The sequence below is a fragment of the Chryseobacterium viscerum genome, assembly GCF_025949665.1.
Taxonomy (GTDB): domain Bacteria; phylum Bacteroidota; class Bacteroidia; order Flavobacteriales; family Weeksellaceae; genus Chryseobacterium; species Chryseobacterium viscerum_A.
In genome coordinates this window covers 1,084,236-1,104,291 of sequence record NZ_JAPDFT010000001.1, presented here as the reverse complement: position 1 = coordinate 1,104,291, position 20,056 = coordinate 1,084,236, and the positions used below count along the sequence as shown (strand labels likewise).

Sequence of the window (20,056 nt, the reverse complement as noted above, 5' to 3'; positions counted from 1 at the left end):
CCATGTACCTATAAGCGTCTCCAATTCATCTAATTAAAGGTAGGATTTATTTGTGAATTTCACCTACCACATCTCATTTTATTGATAAAACACGAACAATTCACGGGTGCTCTTCCTTGATTAAACCACTTTATCAGCATAGTTTTCCGATAAAGACCACCAACAGTTTTGCAGTTAATAACCAGTGAATCACAATCTGAAACTAATATTCTTTAAATTGGATAAATATCAGTTTTTAACCTTTCCGAAGTCTTTAAATGATTAAATTAGCCCAGAATTAAAATGCGCTGAGATTTTTATGAAAAATATATTCTGTGTTTTGCTTATTTCTATGGTACAGCCTGTACTGGCCCAAACTAAATTAGAGAAAGCAATTACCAATCTTGAGAATAATTACGAACAGGAGAAAGTATACTTACTTACCGACAAATCCCAATATGCCGCTGGTGACAAAATCTGGTTTAAAAGTTTCGTATTTGACGGATATAACCGTTCTGCATTATCTACTACTCTATTTGTTGAATTGTACAATTCTGATAAAAAATTAATAGACTGGAAAACGGTACTTCTTACCAATGGTGAAGGCAGCGGGGATTTCCAACTGAAAGAAGACCTTCCTGAACAGGTTTATTTTGTGAGAGCTTATACGCCTTACATGACCAATTTTAACGAAGATTTTCAGATTGTTAAAACCCTTCCGGTTTACAACCCTAACTCCACAGAATCATTAGTGATTGCTAAAAATTCTGACTGGTCTGCAAAAGCCTTTCCGGAAGGCGGAACTTTCATTAACGGAATACCTACCAAATTTGCCGTAAGATTATCCGGCAATTCTTCTTTACCGGAAAATTGGACCGGAAAAATAATTGATGCCCAAAATCCAAAAACTCCTATCACTACATTTAAATCTTTCGATAAGAATGTTGCTTCCTTTAGAATAACTCCGGCATCAGGAAAAAAATACCAGGCTGTCATCCAGGATAACAATGGAAAAAGCCTGACAATAGATCTGCCGCAGGTTGCTGACAGCGGTCTGAATGTCGATATTTCCAGCTCTAAAGAAGGAATTAAATACACTTTAAAAGGCGTTAATCTGAAACAACAGCTCCAGGGTTATAAAATTGTAGGACTTATCAATAACCATCTTGCTTATAGAGCAAATATCAACCATTTAACCAATGAGGCTTCAAGTCTTATTCCCACAAAAATCAGCAACGGGGCCAACGGTGTTTTGCAATTGGCCATTTTTGATGAGCAGGATAATCTTGTGGCCCAAAGACTTTGCTTTATAAAACCCGGTGATTTAAAGATTGAAAAAGCAGAAATCATAGCCCAGAGCTTAAAACAAACTCCAAGGGCTTTCAACAGCATTGATCTTTCTCCGGAATCTTATTTTAAAAATTATACTGTTTTGGTGAGTGAAGATGACGGCACCTCAACTCCGGAAGAAGATAATATCCTTAGCGGACTGTGGTTAACGGGAGATTTTACTTCAAAAATAGACAGCCCGGCACAATATTTTTCCAAAAATGCCAATAGTGAAGCACTGGACGCTCTGCTTATTTCTGAAAGCTGGAAGAGATTCGACTGGAATTCCGTACTCAGCGGAACTGCCCCCATCATTAAAACCAAATCTCAGCAATATCTTTCTTACAGAATAAAACCTATTAAAAATAATGCTCTGCTGATCAACTCCGATGTAAATTTAGTATTGCAATTAGGGAAAAATGAACCTGCTTTCAATCAATTTAAAACAGATCAAAACGGATATGTCTATTTGAGTAATCTCAATAATGATGAACCTGTAAATGTTTCCTTATTTGTAAATTCAGAAAATAAAGAATCAAATACTGATAATTTATTTGTCACCGTAGAACCGCTGGTAACTCCTTCAGAATTTAAAGGCAGCTTCCCGGGTACAAAATATACACTGATAAAATCTGCTAAAAATAAAACCCTTCCCCCAGCAATTTCCAGAGCGATCAATACTCAAAAAAACTATAAAAAAATAGAAGGTAATGATATCCAGATTCAGGAAGTAGCATTGGTAGGGAAAAAGAAAGACCCAAAAGAAGAATTAGACAAACAACTGTCCACCGGAATGTTCAGTTCTGTAAATTCTACAGTCTTCGACTTCGTGAATGAAGACCAGCATGCCACAGCATATACTAATATACTAGACTGGCTGCAGGGAAAAGCAGCAGGTTTAACACTTCAAAGAAATAATTCAGGCGTAAACGTGCCTTACATCCGCGGCCAGCAGGCTAAGCTGTATTTAGATGAGGTACTTACTGATGGTTCAATGATTTCGTCCCTTCCTGTAAGTAATATTGCAATGGTAAAAATTATTAAGGGATCAGGATTAATAGGTGATGCCGTAGCCATATACACCATGAAAGGCAATATGAAGTCTAAAACCAATGAAAAAGAAGTTCCAAAGAACAACTCAGCCATCATCAAAGGATATGATAAACCTTCAGAGTTTCTTGTTGAAATGATAGATGAAGATGCTCCGGCAAAAATTGAAAATGACACCAGAGAAACCCTTTACTGGAACCCTAATTTATTTGACAGCGACTACGTTCCGCCAAGAATTAAATTCTTCAATAACGACAGTGCCAAACAATATAAAGTACTGATCATAAGTTTTGATGAAGATGACCATATTCTTTATGATCAGCAAATTTTGAAATAATAAAAAAGCCTTTCAATGATCTTGAAAGGCTTTTTTTGTTTTGAAGCAGGAAGCTGGAAGGAGGAAGTTATGATCGTCATAAAGAATACTTGTTTGTGTTTTTTTAAGTTGTATTTTTTAAAATGATAACTTTATCTCTATTATTGACTACCTCAAATCTTAGATTTCTAACGAGGAATTGTCATTCTGACGAAGGAAGAATCTTATTGATAAGTAGACATCTGAGATTCTTCATACATTCCTGAACTATGTTCGCAGACTTTTAGTCTGTATTCAGAAATCAAAGATTCGACGTAGTCAATGACACTAAAACCAAAAGTCGCCTGTTTTGTTGACTATAAGCCGCTACAACTAAAAACAACTTCCAGCTTCCTTCCTCAAGCTTCCAGCCTTTTGTATATTCCTTAAACGCAAAGAAAATATTCAATCCGTTTACTAAAAAGGAAGCAAAGAGAGCGACAAAGTTGCGGATGAAGCTATGTGGCTATATGTTCGCTTAGAAAGAATCAATGAAGTTGATTCCGTCTTTGCTCCCTTAGAATATGATATTTAAATTATAAAATCTTTGCGTTACATCATACTGCATAAGCACAAACAACATTCTTTAAATTATTTTAAATAATTATATTTACGAAAGTAAAACCTGGATCAAAATACAGAACATAAAGCATTATGAATGGATAAAATGAATTTATTAAGTCTTGTAACGATAATCTCGTTGTTCGTTTCATTCTTTCTTGTATTTTTTTTACTTACAGTTAAAACAGAGCACAAAACCAGTAATCGTCTTTTTGCTTTTTTCCTTATCCTTACTGCAATAGATGTGAGCGATCCTTTATGGAATTCAATTTCTAACGGTCCCTCCAATCTGGGAATGCTGAGAAATACATTTGCATTTTTACAGATTCCTGTTTTCTATCTGTATGTACTGTCTGTTTGCTATTCTGATTTTAGGCTCAAACCTAAATACCTCATACATCTCCTTCCGTTTTTAATTGTAAATATTGTTTTGCTGCCTCGTTTTTATGCTGTAGATACCGCTTCTAAAATTGATTTTCTTGTCAATCGTCAGCATATGACAGAGCTTCAGTTCAATCATATTCTGTTTCATATTCAGGTTATTGTTTATTTTACTGCTGTATTTCTGCTTTTGAGAAAGGCCAAAAAGCTCTACCTTGAAAATAATGCCGGTACCCATGTCAATTCCTACCACTGGCTCTTCCAGTTTACGGTTGTACTCACCATTTTATATTCCATAGCTCTTTTGAAGAATATTTTCAAGTTTTCGGATTATCCGTACATCTCAGAATGGATAAAAATAGGAGCATTGGTCCTTCAGCTTTTTATTGTCTGCTGGTATCTGTACAAAGCATTGAATAACCCTGGTCTTTTCAGAAATATTGATTCCAAATTAAAGCTTGTTTCCGATATTATTTCTGAGGAAAAAAATAATAATTCCGAAGCCGTTAATGAAAATGTACACAATGAAGAATTATTGAAACTGAAGAAATTCATGGCAGAAGAAAAGCCGTTTCTTAATCCTTCTTTGACCATACAGGATATTTCAAAAGAACTTGAAATTCCCGTTCGTGAATTGTCTGTTCTTATCAACCATCAATTAGGACAGCATTTTTACGATTTTGTGAATACATATCGTATTGAGCATGCGATGAATATTTTAAAAGACACTACAAAAAATAAAGTAACCATTCTGGAAATCCTGTATGAAGTAGGTTTCAATTCAAAATCTTCCTTCAATACTGCTTTTAAAAAGCATACAGGAAACACGCCTACCCAATACCGCAACACACTACAAAACAACGCTTTGTAATTACTCGTACTCTTATCTTACATTACCCGAACGTATTTTTTCAGACCAATGAGGCCGAATACTTTTATTCGGTCGCCTAGATGTAAGCACTTCCACATCTTTGTATCGAAATCATTTTTAACCATTAAAATAACGATACAATGAAAACTTCATTCACTTTTCTAGCAGTACTATTATTGATCAGTACTTTTACTTTTGGACAGAATATTTCCAAAAAAATAGATTCCATCATCAAAGACAATTATCAGAAAAATCCGGACGTGTCAATCAGTGTCGGGTTGATCAGTAATGATGAGGAATATTACACGGCTTATGGAAAACTGAGCAAAGAAAGTTCTGTTAACATTAACAAGAATTCCATATTTGAAATTGCGTCTATTACTAAAATTCTGACTTCAAATTTAATTGCCCAGGCCGTTATCGAGAAAAAGCTAAAACCGGAGGATTATATCGACAACTATTTGCCTAAAGGATATATTTTACAGAAAAATCTTAAAAACAAAATCAAAATTTCAGATCTGGCTTCTCATCAGTCTGGCTTACCAGATATAGATTTCGCCAAATTAATAGAACAGAATCCGCAGCAGCCTGTAAGCAGCATCACAGAAAATACATTGACTTCCATTGTCAACAACTGCAGTGAACTCATTGATTATGGCAAATACCGTTATTCTACCATTGGGTATACGTTGCTTGGACAAATACTGGAAAAAGTGTACGGTAAAAGCTATGATGAAATAATTCGTGAAAAAATAATCATTCCTCTGCAGATGACCAACACATTGACAAAGGATTTCAATGTAAAAAACATTACAGCCGGATATAATCCCAATGGCGGTGCTCAGGAATTTTTCAAGTGGAACATTACAGCATCAGCAGGATTGGTAAAATCTAATGCCTCGGATATGATCACTTATCTGAAAGCTGTTCTTACCAACGGAAATCCAATATCTGATGCCGCACTTTTAACAGAAAAGCTCTACTATAAAGATGAAAAAAGAGAAATGGGACTAGGTCTTACCATTAGCACTGATGATCAGAACACCATTTATCTGAAGTCCGGCGATTCTATGGGCCAATCTTCCATCATCTGCTACAACAGGGCAAAAAAATGGGGAATCATCATCCTTCTCAATCAAAGAAATTCAAAAATGAGACAAAATCTGCTGAATGAGATCTACGACAAAGTCCTGAAATAAATCTCCTAAGCCATCATACAAAAATCCAGAAAACAATTTTCTGGATTTTTTATTACAGTACTCTGTTTCAATTTGCTTTTATTCTTTTGGCCCAGCTCTGATAGATTGGGAACCAAACACGATCTCCGTTTGAGCCATTACAGAGAATTACAATACTGCTCTTTGTGGGAAAATGCATAAACAGGCCAGCGCTCCAGCCCTCATTTTCTCCGGTATGCCCTACTGTTTCAAGCCCTTCATAATTCATGAACCTATATCCAAGACCGCTTTTTCCTTTATCAGAAAATGGTAAAACAGGTTTCTCCATCAATTGTACGGTTGCCGGTTTCAACACTTTATGTAGTTGGCTTTGTTCATAGTTTAGTGACAGTTCTGCGAAATGCGCCAGGTCCAAAACTGTTGTTTGCAATCCTGCTGCAGCCTGTTCTGTAAATATTCTGTTCTTTATAGGTTTACCCGAAGCATCATAAGCTGTTGCAGAATTTTGCATCATTTCTTCAGTCCATTCATATGTAGTATGATTCAATCCTAAAGGGTTGAAAACATTCTTTTTCATATAATCTGCAAATTTCTCCTTCGTTCTTTCTTCCAGCATCAGCTGTGCTAATGTGTAGCCACCGCCTGAATACTCCCACTGTGTTCCCGGCTCGCTTATTAAACGTACACTTTCTCCGTTTCTTTTTGTCTTTCCGGAAAGAGATTCTTCCAGACTCAACAATTTTGTTCCTTGTTCAGAACCTCCGTAACCATGTACCGAAAGCCCTGCCGTATGACTGAGAATACGCTTCAGAGTAACTTTTGATATATCATATTGGGAAACGGGTAATTTCCAGCGGGTCAGGTATTCATTTACTGGGTTATCCAGGTTTACAAGCCCTTTTTCTGTAAGTTGCATCAATCCCCATGCAGATACCATTTTAGAAACAGAACCTACATTAAAAATGGTTTCTGTGGTTACCGGCTTTTGGTTTTCTTTATCAGCAAACCCTATACATTGTGTCCAGACTATTTTTCCATTCTGAATAACAGCTATGGCTACTCCGGGAACATTGTTATTTTTGGTTGCTTCCAAACCGATTCGCTGAATTTCGGTATAGAGTGAATCTCTTTTCAGCTTTTCAACCTCAGCAGCATGCTTTGTTCCCGAACAGGAAAGAAGAAGTAAGGTAAAAGATAAGCCAAAGATGGATTGTATTATTTTGCTGTTCATTTTCTATTTGCTTACAATATTTCGGATTGAAAGGCCAATACTTTCTTCGCCTTTGTTGCCGTACTAAAAATACAAAGAATATCATCAGTAGTATGCTCTGCTTCAGGAGTTTTTTATTTTTATCTAAAAAACGTCATTGTATGCGGCCTAAAATAACTTTTATCTTCCAGTCTTTTGTTTCTTTAAACGCAAAGAAAATTTTCAATCCGTTTATTAAAAAGGAAGCTAAGAGGGCAACAAAGTCGCAGATGAAGCTGTAAGGCTATGCGTCCGCTTAGAAAAATCAATGAAATTGATTCCAGCTTTGCTCCCTTGTAATAGAATAATAATTTTAGTAAACCTTTGCGTTAAATCCTTAGCTTAGCACTGTCATTCTGACGAAGGAAGAATCTCCCTGGAAATATATGAGATTCTTCACTACATTTCTCAACTATCTTCCAACCTTCTGTTTCTTTAAACGCAAAGAAAATTTTCAATCCATTTATTAATAAGGGTGCAAAGAGGGCGACAAAGTCGCGGATGAAACTGTAAGGCTATGCGTCCGCTTAGAAAAATCAATGAAATTGATTCCAGCTTTGCTCCCTTATAATAAGATAATGATAGTAGTAAACCTTTGCGTTAAATCCTTAGCTTAGTATTGTCATTCTGACGAAGGAAGAATCTCCTTAAAATATATGAGATTCTTCACTACATTCCATTTCGTTCAGAATGACAGCCTTGAAATTAATAGGTATCCATACCAACCAGCTATCACTACACCTTACAATGACTTCCATCTTCCAGCCTCACGCTCCCAGCTCCTACTTTCCTCTCCTTTCCAGCATAAGATGCCCCGCATCCAGCATTTTCAGCAGGTGCAAATATGGATTAACAAGATTTGTTTCCGGAAGTTTATCGTAGGCTCCCATTGAGAAATAGACTATCCCGGACATAAAATAATCAAACTCTTTGACACTGTATTCTTTGAATGCTTTTTTAAAAACCAACACTGGATTTTGGTATTCTTTCTCCGAAAGTAAGCCGAGAACCCATGGAGAAGGATTTTCCAACGGAGGATCTGTAACCCATTTCTTTCCTTCCAAATGGATGAGGTAGCAGGCACGCACAAACGACCGCACCGCCTGATGAAACTGAAAAACTACCGATGGATCTTCATTGATCCAGCTGTTTCGCTTTACGGCGTAACTCATAATGCTGTTTAACTTCTCTTTAGAGACTGCCAGATCATTGAACTGGTAAAAATTCTCCATCAGCTGTAACCCAGAGCGCTTCTTACCGCCTTTCCAAAGCTGAGGTTCAAAATGTATGCTTGTCTTTTTCATGTTTGTATTTTTTTTATAAATGTAATAAAAAATTGCAAATATTCGGACTTGAGTCCGAGATTTTTATAAGAATAAGTAATTTATTTGTTTCTATGACAGAAGCAAATAGAAAGATTGTTGAATTTATAAGGGATGAATGGGTTATCCCTTTGAACAATAACAGTAAATTTGCAGTAGATCACAATATTGATGAAAAGACTGTCCGAAGAATAAAAGATGATGAAAATTATCAAATTGCTCTTCTTACAATCATGCGAATTTGCCATGCTAAGAACTTAACGCTTGCCAGCTTCTTTAAGATGGTTGGAATATAGATTACGAAAATAATATAATGAATAAATCCTGACGAGAGTTGGGATTTTTTTATGTCGAAATTTTGAAAGTATTTTCGTTTGAAATTTTAAAAATTTCCGTGAAAATACTGAATCGAAATTTTAAAGTGATTTTTATTTTTGTTGTTTACGGAAAGCCGTAATGTAATAAAAAAAAAGTGCTATATCTTTGAAGTTAACAACTAGAAAAATAATTATGAAAAAAAAATATGATAATTAATTATACCAATAGCCTTACCTATTTTTAGTATATTTACATATTTAATATTAATGTTTTTTAATGAACGATCAAGAAAAACTTAACCTTTTAAAGAATGATTTAAATATTGAATTATCAAAGGATATTATTGATAGTTCTAAAATTATTAAGTTGTCGGGAGAAATAGCTGACTTAGATAAAAGTAAAGTGCGATTTTCTATTGATTCTGGGGTAATAGATAGACTTGGTAAAGAATTAGTTGCAAGGCAAGAAACAGCTGTTTCAGAATTAGTTAAAAATTCTTACGATGCTGACGCCACTTTAGTTGAATTACGTTTTATTGATACTAATGATGTTGGAGGTATTTTAAAAATTAAAGATAATGGAGCAGGTATGAGTCGAGACGAACTAATTAATGGTTTTATGCGAATATCTTCTACTAATAAAATACATAACCAATTTTCAAAATTATTTAATAGAAAAAGAGCTGGTCAAAAAGGGATAGGTAGATTTGCAGTACAAAGACTTGGTAGTAAATTAACAATTCTGACTCAAACTGAGAGGTCTGATACATGTCTTAAATTAACAATAGATTGGAACAAATATCTTGCTGATTCTGATTTAAATTCTATATATAACTTATTAGAAGAAATACCAAGCAAGGATAAATCTGGGACGGAGCTAATTATAAGTGATTTACGGGATAAATGGTCAGAAGCATCTATCAAGAGAATTTATAGATATGTTTCGGATATAATTCAACCTTACACTTTAAAACCAATTATTGAAAAATCACAAATTAAAGACTCAAGTAAAGATAATGACGAATATTCAGAAAATATTTTTTCAACAAAATTTTACAAAGTAGATAATGGAGTTCGGAAAACAATTGCTGATAATCAGAAAATGATTTACGACCATGCTGTTGCCGAAATAGATGGTCATATCAATGGTGAAGGAAAAGGAATATTTAGTATTATAAGTAAAAAATTAGATATCAATGAAATTGGTGATATAAGTAGTGATCCAGATATTGAGGGTGTTCCATTTAAATTTATAAAAAATCTTAATTTCAAGGCTTATTATTTTATTTATGAATCCGATCTGATACCCGCAACCCAATCAACATTAATAAAAAAACTAGCAGCCACTCAAGGTGGAATAAGATTATACAGAAATGGATTTAGAGTATTACCATATGGTGAGCCATCTAATGATTGGCTAAAGTTAGATAAATCTGCTAGACAAAGATCAATACTGCCACCACATTCAAACAATAATTTCTTTGGATTTGTTCAATTAGTTGATCATGAAAACTATTTTTATGAAACATCAAGTAGGGAGGGACTGACCGAAAACGATGCGCTAATAGAAATGCAAAACTTTGTTTATAGAACATTAATAACTGGTGTTCTAAAAGTTGCTGAACTTCGAAATATAAAAGTTACATCAGGCCAAACGAAAGACCGGGAAGGAAATTGGGAAAAAATTGATTTACGTATAAAAAATATTTCTCATACACTTGAAGAACTTGATCAAGCTTTAGAGAATGAGACCAATAGTATAGAAGTTAAAAAAAGAAGAAAGAAAAAATTAGATGCATTAAAAAAAACAATTTCCGAAATTGACAAGCTGCAAAAAGAGGAGCAAGCAGATTTTCTAAAAGAAAAATCTATGTTAAGAGTTCTGAGCAGTGTAGGTTTAACAATTGCGCAATTTATACATGAAATCAAATATTATACAGATAACATAAAGAGTGATATTAATTTTCTTATTAGAAAACTTGATAACGATCATGTTGCTTTGAAGAGATTAACATTACTAGATAATAATTTCACTACTTTTAATAATTACACTTCATATTTTGATAATGTTGTATCACAAAATTTAATACGTGAGCTGATACCATTGGATTTAAGAGTGATCACAAAAGACTTCATAAACTCATTAGAAAGTGGCCTTTTAGATAATAAAATTTCAATATTTGAAGAGCCAATATTTAGAAAATATAGATTATTTACTAAACCTATGCATCCATCAGAGTGGTCTTCAATATTATTTAATTTATACACAAACTCAATAAAAGCTATAAAAAGAGCAGGTGTTCAAGGTAAAATTCTTATTGAATGTGGCGATGTTGAAAATCTAGTATATCTCGAATTTTCAGATAATGGTGATGGCATTTCAGCTGAAATTGAAGAGAGAATTTTTGATGAGTTTTTTACTACAACTTCATCAATTAATTTTGAAAGTTTTGCCCCTTCTAATGAAATATCAGGAACAGGGCTTGGATTAAAGATAGTAAAAGATACTGTAAAAAGTTACAGAGGAAATATATTTGTAGCTTCTCCTAAGGAAGATTATTCTACAACTATAAGAATAGAAATTCCAAAAGCAACAGAAAAAGATTTAGAAAAATATGGCATATAAAATTATATACATTGAAGATCTTGAAGCAAGTTCACTTGCCATGGATATTGAACAACATGATATTGAAGTCACTCCACATAAGCCTACAAGCTTTGATAAAGTATTTGTAGAAATGATATCTGATACTTTTCAGGCAATATTATTGGATTTTAAATTAGATGAAGAATCAAATAATGTTATATTATTCAATGCTCCATCATTAGCTCAAAATCTTAGGACAAAAAATATTGAAGACAAAAAATATAAACCTATCTTCTTAATTACCAATCAAGAAAATATAAGTACATATTATAAAGACTTTACTAGTCATGATTTGTTTGACTTTGTAAAAACTAAAACAGAATTCCGACAAAGGTTACCCGAAATGTGTACAAGAATCAAATCATTTATTGAAGGTTATAAAACAATTGCTTCATCGGATAATAATTTACAAAAAATTTTGCAAGCTACAGATGATCAATATTCAGGAGTTGATTATTTAGTAAAAGAAACTTTAGAAGGAGATCAATATAAAGATAACATAAATAAAATTGCTTTTTATATCTATCATAAGATAATAAAATCATTTAATTTTCTTGTAGGAGAAGACGTCCTATCAGCTAGACTAGGAATTAAAAAAGATTCATTAGACTGGAATTCATTACTTAACGAGTTTACTGAATACAAATACAAAGGTATCTATTCAACTTCACATAATAGATGGTGGTGGAACGAAATTGAAGAATGGTGGCTAAAAAAAACTGACGGACAAAATATTAGAAGATTAAAAGGACCCGCGAGGTGTGAAAAAATTACGCAAATAACTGGCTTAAAAAGATTAATACCGTTAGAAAAATCAACTCATTCTAAAAGCGAATATTTTTGGACAATCTGCCTTGATAAACTTCTACCTATTGATCCATTAGATGGATTAGAGCTACGAAAGAAAAATTTACTTCCTTGGCAAGATAACGAGTATATTTCAATGGAAGCATCTCTAGAATCTTCTAAACTAAATAAATATCTTAATAACATAGATAGAGAGAAAATGATTGAATACAATAAAACACTATAAAATATGTCTAGATGGAACTACAATTCATTTTATAGAAACTTATCTACTTTAATAAAAAAATTTAGCGCTTATAATATTCCAGTAGAATTAGTTAATTTACGAAAATTAGAAAGTGTAATATACTCCCAAATTAACTATAATGGAAAATTCAACATTGATGCTAAAGAAATAATAATAAATATTAACCACTGTATTTCTGGTACAACTCCTATTGCTATTAAAGATTTTATAATTTATTTTGATCATTATATATTAATAGATTCTGCTAGAGATTATAATAAAAATGATTTAATTGAAGAGTATGCTTTCGATATACAAATTGTTGGTTATGACGAAGACGCAAAAGAATATAACTATGCATGGCATCTAGATAAAAATATCGCTTCAGCAGAGCCAAAATATACTCACCCGTATTATCATTTTCAGGGAGGAGGTCAAAAATTAGAAGGAATGGAGACAGGGGAAATCTTATTGATTGATTTTCCAAGAATTCCTCATCCCCCAATGGATCTATTTTTAGGGTTACATTTTATCATAAATAATTTTATAAGTTCGAAAGATGTTCCAAAAAAAATGGACCTTTTAAATGATCATGATTATCAATCAATTATAATAGACTCACAGAAGCTTATGTGGGACATTTATTTCAAATCATTTGAAACAGACTGCAGGCATGATGATTTTAATTTTAGAAATGTATTTCCTTTATACATTCATTGACAAAATATTTAAATGGCATTAAGTAAAGCTTTTTTTAATTTTTTAAAAAAGTACAACACTGAAAACAATACAGTTAATTGTTTAATTGTTAGTAATTATTTATACAACAAAAAAACAATTAATATTAAAAATACATATATAAAAAGTCTATACCAAGTTTCTGATGATTTAATAGAACTTAATAATCTAGGATCAATAACGAATTTTGAAGAACTTATTGAGGCTTTTGAATTTGTGATTTCACCATCCACTAAGATTGTAAATGGTGCTGTATATACTCCAAAATTTATCCGGGATTTTATTGTGGAGAAAACTTTTGCGCAAAAAAACAATAATGAAATTCCTGATATCAAAATTGGAGATATTTCCTGTGGTTGCGGTGGTTTTTTATTAACTGCAGCTGAAAAAATTTATAAAAAAACTAATAAATCTTTTTACGAAATTTTTGAAAATAATATTTTTGGAATTGACATAGAAGAACATAGTGTTGAAAGATCTAAAATTTTATTGAGTTTATTAGCAATTGAATATGGAGAAGATTCAAAATATTTTAAGTTTAATTTGTATCAAGGAAATTCTTTAGATTTTGATTGGCGTAAAAAGAATAATAAAATAAAATTATCAAATGGATTTGATATCATAATTGGTAATCCCCCATATGTCTGCTCAAGAAATATGGATACTGAGACTTTAGAAAAGCTAAAAAAAATAGAAGTATCTAAGACTGGACATCCAGATTTATATATACCTTTTTTTCAAATAGGAATAGAAAATCTAAATTCTAAAGGAATATTAGGATACATCACTGTTAACACTTTTTTGAAAAGCATTAATGGCAGAGCATTAAGAGACTATTTTAAAAATTCAGAAATTGATTTAACAATTATTAATTTTGGAGGTGAGCAATTATTTAAAGATAGAAATACTTATACCTGTATTTGTTTTATTTTATTAGATAATCCTATAGTAAAATATATCAGGACTGAAAGTCAAAATATAAATAAAATAAAATTAGATTCTTTTAAGACATATTTATACAATGAACTGAACAATTTTAGTGGATGGAATTTAGTTAATGATGAATCTACAGCAAAATTAGTTAGAACTGTTGAAAATATAGGAGAACCATTTTCAAAAGTTTTTACTACAAGAAATGGAATTGCTACACTAAAAAATAATATTTATAAGTTTACTCCCTTTAAAGAAGATGATAATAACTATTATTTATTAAAGGATAAAATTGAATATAAAATTGAAAAATCAATTTGTAGAAATATTGTAAATGCAAATAAAATTAAAAAAAGTGATGATATCAAACTACTTAATGAAAAAATAATTTTCCCATACGATTCAAACTTAAAAATAATATCAGAAGATCGTTTTATAATTAAGTACCCTAATGCCTATGAATACCTTTGTGATATGAGAGAAATTCTATCCACGAGAGATAAAAGCAATGGTAAATATGAAGAATGGTATGCTTACGGAAGGAGACAATCATTAGATATTGATAAATTTAAATTATTTTTTGCCCATATATCTAAGAAACCAAAATTCATTATCAACCTTGATAAGGATTTACTTTTTTATAATGGGATAGCTGTAATATCAGATTCTAAAGAAGAGCTTATGATACTTAAAAAGATTCTTGAGTCGGATATTTTTTATAAATATATATCAAATGTGTCAAAAGATTATTCATCTGGCTTTATATCTTTCAGTAAAAATTATCTAAAAAATTTTGGAATCTGTAATTTAAATGAACAAGAAAAACAATTTCTCTTAGAAGAGGAAAATAAGGAATTACTTAATATTTTTTTTAAACAAAAATATCAAATTTAAATACAAAGAGCCTATGGAATACTGTCATAATATTTCTTTCACTTCTTTCACCTCGTTCACCAACGAATCCTTTCGTATAGTATTAATATTATAAATCAAACATTCTAACAACAATATGATTTAAATATGCAAGACCTAATAAACCTATTCTCTTTTCACTATTGAAAAGAGTTACCTATATTTGAGACTTATCGAAATTATAGAACACCCCAACCCTTACCATATGAAAACAAAACTTAGCTATCTGTTTATTCTGTTATATGCTCTTGTAAGTGGTCAGGAAAAATCTATCATTAATGACCTGAAGTTTTCTAACTATTTTGGGCATCCCAAAACCATCACAGAGATCACCACTTATTCACCGGAGAACAGCTATAAAAACATTTCCTATTATGACAAAGAGGGTTTTCTGACAAAAATAGAATATTACAATGCTATCGGAAGTGGACCTTCTCAGGAAAGATCTATCAATAAGATCATCACTTATAATTCAAAGGACAAAGCCAAACGCTATTTTGAAGCCTTTAATCCTGGCAATAAGAAGATAGAAACTACAGGCTATTTTGAAAAAGTTTCGGATTCTCTGTACAAAAGAGTTTCAAAGGATTCTGCTCACAATATATCCCTTAGCAAGCTGTTTTATTTTGACAAAAATAACCGTCTTATAAGAACAGAAGAAACCGGAAATTTCTTTGAAACCCCGGTTAACAGTACTATTTTCTACACCTACATCAATGAAATGAGAAGTGAAACCCTTCTTGAAGATGCCACTAAGCAAAAAAAATCTAAGCTCATTTATAAAGATGTAAAGCTTGATCCGCAAGCCAACTCCATTTATGAAGAATTAGTAGATGATCAGGGAGCAATACAACAAAAAACAGAAAGAGTATTTGAGTATTATTAACCATGCTGGTTCAGCGCTTTCATAAAAACATAGAATTCAAATACAAAGGCTCAAGGAACTTTCAAAGAGCCTCCGGACATTTCCATAAGTATCCGGAAGTATTTTCCAAACTGTCTGCACCCCCTTCAAAAGTAATCTGCAACACTTACCCAAGTGTCCGGAGCCACTTACAGAAATATCTTCAGCTTCTTCCCTGGTCGCTCTCACCACTTAAAGAACTGTCTGCAGACACTTAGATAAGTGTATATCGACAATGATACAAGTGTGTCCTGAAACCTATAAACCACCTCCAGACCGTTATCTAAGGGGCTCTACCCACTTATCATACCCTCTCCAGGGTCTTCCGAACAGCCTCTACCCCCTTGAGGAAGTGTCTCCAGCCTCTTAAGTAAGGAGATCTACCCCCTTGGGTAAGGGGGTATAGGGGGTTGTATAAGGGGGTAAAGGGTGTTACACAAGGGGCTCGAGGAACTTATCAAAGAGGGTCTAACCCCTTGTATTAGTGGCTCGAGGGGCTTCCGAGGGGGGGGTAAAGGTTATAAAACCACAAACATCTGTGAAAATCTGTGATATCCTTGTGAAGAATAGGTACACATAAGTTTTTAAAAATCTTTGATTTTTTCTCAGATTTAAAGATCAGGCTACTGTGTGAAAAGCTTAAATAAGTTTTATATTTGAAGATCAACCAACACATCCATTAACATGAAAAACAGTAGTTATGAAATACAACTCAGACCAACCACAGTAGCGGATCTGGATATCCTTTTTGAATTTCAGCTTGAGCCTGAAGCCAGGCATCTGGCAGCCTTTATGTCAAAAGATTCCACCGATAAAGAAGCCTATCTGGCGAAATTTACAAGATTGCTGGCTGATCCCACCATTAACAATCAGACAATTATGGCAGGTAATGAGATCGCCGGAAGCATTGCCAAATTTATCATGGAAGGGGATGCAGAAATCACCTATTGGATTGATAAGCCTTTTTGGGGAAAAAGGGTTGCCACAACAGCATTGAAAGATTTTCTCACCCTTGAAACCACAAGGCCTATTTTTGGACGGGTTGCCTTTGATAATCTGGGTTCGCAAAAGGTGCTGGAAAACTGTGGTTTTATAAAAGTAGGTACAGATAAAGGCTTTGCCAATGCCAGACAAACGGAGATTGAGGAATTTATTTACAGACTTGACCGTTAATTTAATCCCAAATAAATCAAAACATTAATTGAAAGACTTCCTGAATTCCAAAGGAGAAAGCTTGGTTTTTGTTTTAAATAAATTACTGAACGACTGGGAATGCTCAAACCCCAGTGCATATGCCACTTCACTTACAGACAGGCTGGTGGTGGAAAGCATTTCCTTTGCCTCGCTGATCAGTTTATCATGAATATGCTGCTGGGTACTCTGCCCCGTTAAGGAACGCAGCATATCGCTTAAGTAACTGGGTGAAAGATGGAGATTTTCTGCAAAATAACTGACCGTGGGTATTCCCTTATTAAGAGACATTTCATCTTTAAAATATCCATCCAGCAAATCTTCAAATTTTTGCAGTAGGCTGCTGCTGGTTGCTTTACGGGTGATAAACTGGCGTTTATAAAAACGGTTGGCATAGGTAAGAAGCAGTTCTATCTGAGAGATCATCACATCATGGCTGAAGTCGTCAATACGGCTGTTGAGTTCAGACTCAATAAAATTAAAGATAGAAAGCACCGTATTTTTTTCTTCTTCAGAAAGGTGCAGGGTTTCTTTCGTAGAATAGGAGAAAAAACCATATTGCCTGATCTTCCTGGCGATGGGATATCCCAGAAAGAAGTCAGGATGAATGAGCAGAGAATATTGTGAACAAACGGTATCACTGTTTCCGTTCCCTCCTATCACCTGGCCGGGTGCTGCAAAGAGCAGTCCGCCTTCATTAAAATCGTAGTAGCCTTGTCCATATTCTATTCTGCCTTCCAGTTTGGGTTTATAGGATATTTTATAGAAACTCAACACATGTTTTTGAGACAATTTATCTGTTGCCACCAGATTATGTGCCCCATTCATTAAGCTGATGAGTGGATGCTTGGGGGTTGGCAGTCCGAAAAACCGGCTGGCCTCTGATAACGATTCAAATTTGAACGGAGTTTGATCTGTCTTTTTCATAATTGGTATTTTAAAGGTACGAAAAACCGGCTATAATTGTATAACCGGCTGTTACTGTTTGCTATGATCCCTGCGCTGCACTGGAAACTTCATCCCAGGCTTCCCAAAGATTGATTCTTTCTGCATATACAGACTTCACCAAAGGAAGATTATGACTTCCCAGATGAAAGCGCAACGGTGGATTTTCAGCATCTACCATTTTAAAGAGCGCTTCTGGTGTCGCTTTAGGATCTCCTTTCTCATAAGACTGAATGGTCTTTATAAATTCTGTTTTAAAGTCATTGTACACCTCCATGTTCTGAGAAAACTTCAGTGAGTCCTGACTTCCAAATTCTGTAGCATACGCTCCCGGTTCTATAATGGTTACCTTTATCCCGAATTGCTTAATCTCTTCTGCAAGACTCTCATGGATTGCTTCAAAAGCCCATTTGGAAGAACTGTAATACCCAATGACGGGTAATGTAACGTGTCCGAGATTACTTGAAGTCCCCAGAATATGCCCGTATCCCTGCTCTCTCATGATTGGCAATACCGCCTTAATAACACTTACGGGACCAAGAATATTGGTTTCATATAAAGCACGGATTTCATCTGCACCCGCCTCTTCTATGGTTCCTACCAGCGAATATCCTGCGTTGTTCAGTACAATATCCAGCTTTCCGAAATGCTGGTGGGCTTTATGTACGGCTTCTTTTACCTGCTCAGGATTCGTAACATCCAATGCTAAAGTAAGTACGTTATCACCATATTTCTCTTTAAAATCGGCAATGCTTTCCAGTTTTCTTGCGGTGGCCACCACTTTGTCACCACGTTCCAATGCTGCTTCTGTCCAGATGCGTCCGAAACCTCTTGATGCTCCGGTGATAAACCAGATTCTATTTTGCTGTATCATAATTTTAAAATGTTTTTTTGATAAAGCAAAATTATAAAGCCTGTCTCCTGAAATTGTAGTCTAATCGCAGACCTTTGTAGGCGAATTGAGGATCTTTAAGTTGAAACAAAACCACAAGAGCTTTAAACACTTAACTGAGTTTTGGAGGACAAAAACATCATCATATGTAATATTCTTACCCATCCGGTTGTTTTATAAATGACTAACCCACAAAAACTCATCATGAACATTAAAATTACATTACTGCTTATTCTTATTTCCAATTATCTTTTTTCACAAACCATCAACCCGGAAAAATTAGATCATTACTTTAATTATATTGAAAATAATAATCTGGGAGTGGGCAGTCTCTCGATTTTCAAAAATGGTAAAGAAGTCTATTCTAAAAATTTCGGACAAAAAAACATCCCGCAATTAACTTATAATAAGGATACTAAATATCAGGTAGGCTCTGTTACCAAAATGATTACAGCTGTTTTAATTTTCAAGTTAATTGAAGAAAATAAACTGAATCTCAATAATAAACTTTCTGAGTTTTATCCTGAAATTATCAATTCAGATAAAATAACTATTAAAAATTTACTAGAGCATACCAGCGGACTGGGAAGCTATGTGGTGAGAGATGGGGAAGTATGGGTAACCGAAAAAGTAAGTGACAAAGAAATTATGGATCTCATTATAAAACAAGGGAAGAGTTTTGAGCCGGGTGAAAAGGTTGCTTATTCCAATTCTGCTTATTACCTTTTAACGAAAATTCTTGAACAAAAATATAAAAAAACGTTTCACAAAATAGTTCGTTCAGAAATTCTAAAACCCCTCCAATTAAAAAATTCAGCTTCTTTCCAGGCGAATCAAAAAAATATATTTCTGCCTTATCGTTATGAAAACAATTCCTGGAATATGCTGAAAAAGGAAATAGACTTTCTCAATGTAATTGGTGTGGGTGACATCTCTTCAACGCCTTATGATCTGAATATTTTCATCAACAGTTTATTCCATAATGTTATTCTGAAAAAAGAAACACTGAAACTGATGGAACCTGTATTGGGAAAAGAAAATTGGGGAAGAGGAATGGCAATCTGGGATTTTGACGGTATTACATTTTATGGTCATGGCGGTGATACCTTAGGATCACACGCTATTCTTATCTATAATAAAGAGGCAGATATCTCCATCGCTTATGATACCAATGGAGAACGGATTAAAAAGGAGGATTTTATAAAAAATATAGTTAATCTGCTTTATAACAAAGAAATTACGCTTCCTGAAATCAAAAACAAATTGTAATAG

At 33.6% G+C, this 20,056-nt stretch carries 16 protein-coding genes; 12 read left to right on the top strand and 4 right to left on the bottom strand.

Annotation, left to right across the window (positions count from 1 at the left end):
• Nucleotides 1-298 precede the first annotated feature (298 nt).
• From OL225_RS05015 to OL225_RS05005, 3 genes are all read left to right on the top strand, one after another.
• Nucleotides 299-2,695, top strand: a complete 2,397-nt coding sequence (locus tag OL225_RS05015; protein WP_264517489.1) for a hypothetical protein — start codon at nucleotides 299-301, stop codon at nucleotides 2,693-2,695.
• Between the two features lie 676 nt (nucleotides 2,696-3,371).
• Nucleotides 3,372-4,526, top strand: coding sequence for a helix-turn-helix domain-containing protein (locus tag OL225_RS05010; protein WP_264517488.1), 1,155 nt, complete (start codon nucleotides 3,372-3,374; stop codon nucleotides 4,524-4,526).
• Nucleotides 4,527-4,666: 140 nt separating this feature from the next.
• Nucleotides 4,667-5,725 (top strand): serine hydrolase domain-containing protein, encoded by a 1,059-nt coding sequence (locus OL225_RS05005; RefSeq protein WP_264517487.1) that lies wholly within the window; start codon nucleotides 4,667-4,669, stop codon nucleotides 5,723-5,725.
• 67 nt (nucleotides 5,726-5,792) lie between these two features.
• Here the strand turns inward: OL225_RS05005 and OL225_RS05000 are convergent, their stop codons facing one another.
• Together OL225_RS05000 and OL225_RS04995 are read right to left on the bottom strand one after the other, a co-directional pair.
• Nucleotides 5,793-6,935, bottom strand: coding sequence for a serine hydrolase domain-containing protein (locus tag OL225_RS05000; protein WP_264517486.1), 1,143 nt, complete (start codon nucleotides 6,933-6,935; stop codon nucleotides 5,793-5,795).
• An 800-nt stretch (nucleotides 6,936-7,735) separates the two neighbouring features.
• On the bottom strand, nucleotides 7,736-8,257 hold the full coding sequence (locus OL225_RS04995) for a hypothetical protein (protein ID WP_264517485.1): 522 nt from the start codon (nucleotides 8,255-8,257) through the stop codon (nucleotides 7,736-7,738).
• Between the two features lie 92 nt (nucleotides 8,258-8,349).
• Between OL225_RS04995 and OL225_RS04990 the strand changes: the two genes are divergently transcribed.
• The 8 genes from OL225_RS04990 to OL225_RS04955 all read left to right on the top strand — a co-directional run bounded on the left by OL225_RS04990 (nucleotide 8,350) and on the right by OL225_RS04955 (nucleotide 16,929).
• A complete protein-coding gene (locus tag OL225_RS04990; RefSeq protein ID WP_047421839.1) occupies nucleotides 8,350-8,571 on the top strand; it encodes a hypothetical protein in 222 nt (73 codons plus the stop codon).
• Between the two features lie 298 nt (nucleotides 8,572-8,869).
• Nucleotides 8,870-11,218 carry an ATP-binding protein gene (locus tag OL225_RS04985; protein WP_264517484.1) on the top strand — a complete coding sequence of 783 codons (2,349 nt, stop codon included), beginning with the start codon at nucleotides 8,870-8,872 and terminating at the stop codon, nucleotides 11,216-11,218.
• Nucleotides 11,208-12,272 carry a hypothetical protein gene (locus OL225_RS04980; protein ID WP_264517483.1) on the top strand — a complete coding sequence of 355 codons (1,065 nt, stop codon included), beginning with the start codon at nucleotides 11,208-11,210 and terminating at the stop codon, nucleotides 12,270-12,272. Before OL225_RS04985 ends, OL225_RS04980 begins: the two co-directional genes overlap by 11 nt.
• 3 nt (nucleotides 12,273-12,275) lie before the next feature.
• Complete coding sequence (locus OL225_RS04975) at nucleotides 12,276-12,992, top strand: hypothetical protein (protein WP_264517482.1); 717 nt, start codon at nucleotides 12,276-12,278, stop codon at nucleotides 12,990-12,992.
• Between the two features lie 12 nt (nucleotides 12,993-13,004).
• Complete coding sequence (locus tag OL225_RS04970; protein ID WP_264517481.1) at nucleotides 13,005-14,834, top strand: class I SAM-dependent DNA methyltransferase; 1,830 nt, start codon at nucleotides 13,005-13,007, stop codon at nucleotides 14,832-14,834.
• Nucleotides 14,835-15,057: 223 nt separating this feature from the next.
• A complete protein-coding gene (locus tag OL225_RS04965) occupies nucleotides 15,058-15,738 on the top strand; it encodes a hypothetical protein (RefSeq protein ID WP_264517480.1) in 681 nt (226 codons plus the stop codon).
• Between the two features lie 2 nt (nucleotides 15,739-15,740).
• Nucleotides 15,741-15,974 carry a hypothetical protein gene (locus tag OL225_RS04960; protein ID WP_264517479.1) on the top strand — a complete coding sequence of 78 codons (234 nt, stop codon included), beginning with the start codon at nucleotides 15,741-15,743 and terminating at the stop codon, nucleotides 15,972-15,974.
• A 466-nt stretch (nucleotides 15,975-16,440) separates the two neighbouring features.
• The gene (locus tag OL225_RS04955) at nucleotides 16,441-16,929 is read left to right on the top strand and encodes a GNAT family N-acetyltransferase (RefSeq protein ID WP_264517478.1); all 489 of its coding nucleotides are present in this window, start codon (nucleotides 16,441-16,443) and stop codon (nucleotides 16,927-16,929) included.
• Between the two features lie 24 nt (nucleotides 16,930-16,953).
• Here OL225_RS04955 and OL225_RS04950 read toward each other — a convergent pair whose 3' ends face one another.
• Nucleotides 16,954-17,874: a helix-turn-helix domain-containing protein gene (locus OL225_RS04950; RefSeq protein WP_264517477.1), complete on the bottom strand. Its 921-nt coding sequence runs from the start codon at nucleotides 17,872-17,874 to the stop codon at nucleotides 16,954-16,956.
• 61 nt (nucleotides 17,875-17,935) lie between these two features.
• The gene (locus tag OL225_RS04945; RefSeq protein ID WP_264517476.1) at nucleotides 17,936-18,766 is read right to left on the bottom strand and encodes an SDR family NAD(P)-dependent oxidoreductase; all 831 of its coding nucleotides are present in this window, start codon (nucleotides 18,764-18,766) and stop codon (nucleotides 17,936-17,938) included.
• A 222-nt stretch (nucleotides 18,767-18,988) separates the two neighbouring features.
• Here OL225_RS04945 and OL225_RS04940 point away from each other — a divergent pair, with 222 nt between their 5' ends.
• A complete protein-coding gene (locus OL225_RS04940) occupies nucleotides 18,989-20,053 on the top strand; it encodes a serine hydrolase domain-containing protein (RefSeq protein ID WP_264517475.1) in 1,065 nt (354 codons plus the stop codon).
• The last annotated feature ends 3 nt before the right edge of the window (nucleotides 20,054-20,056 follow it).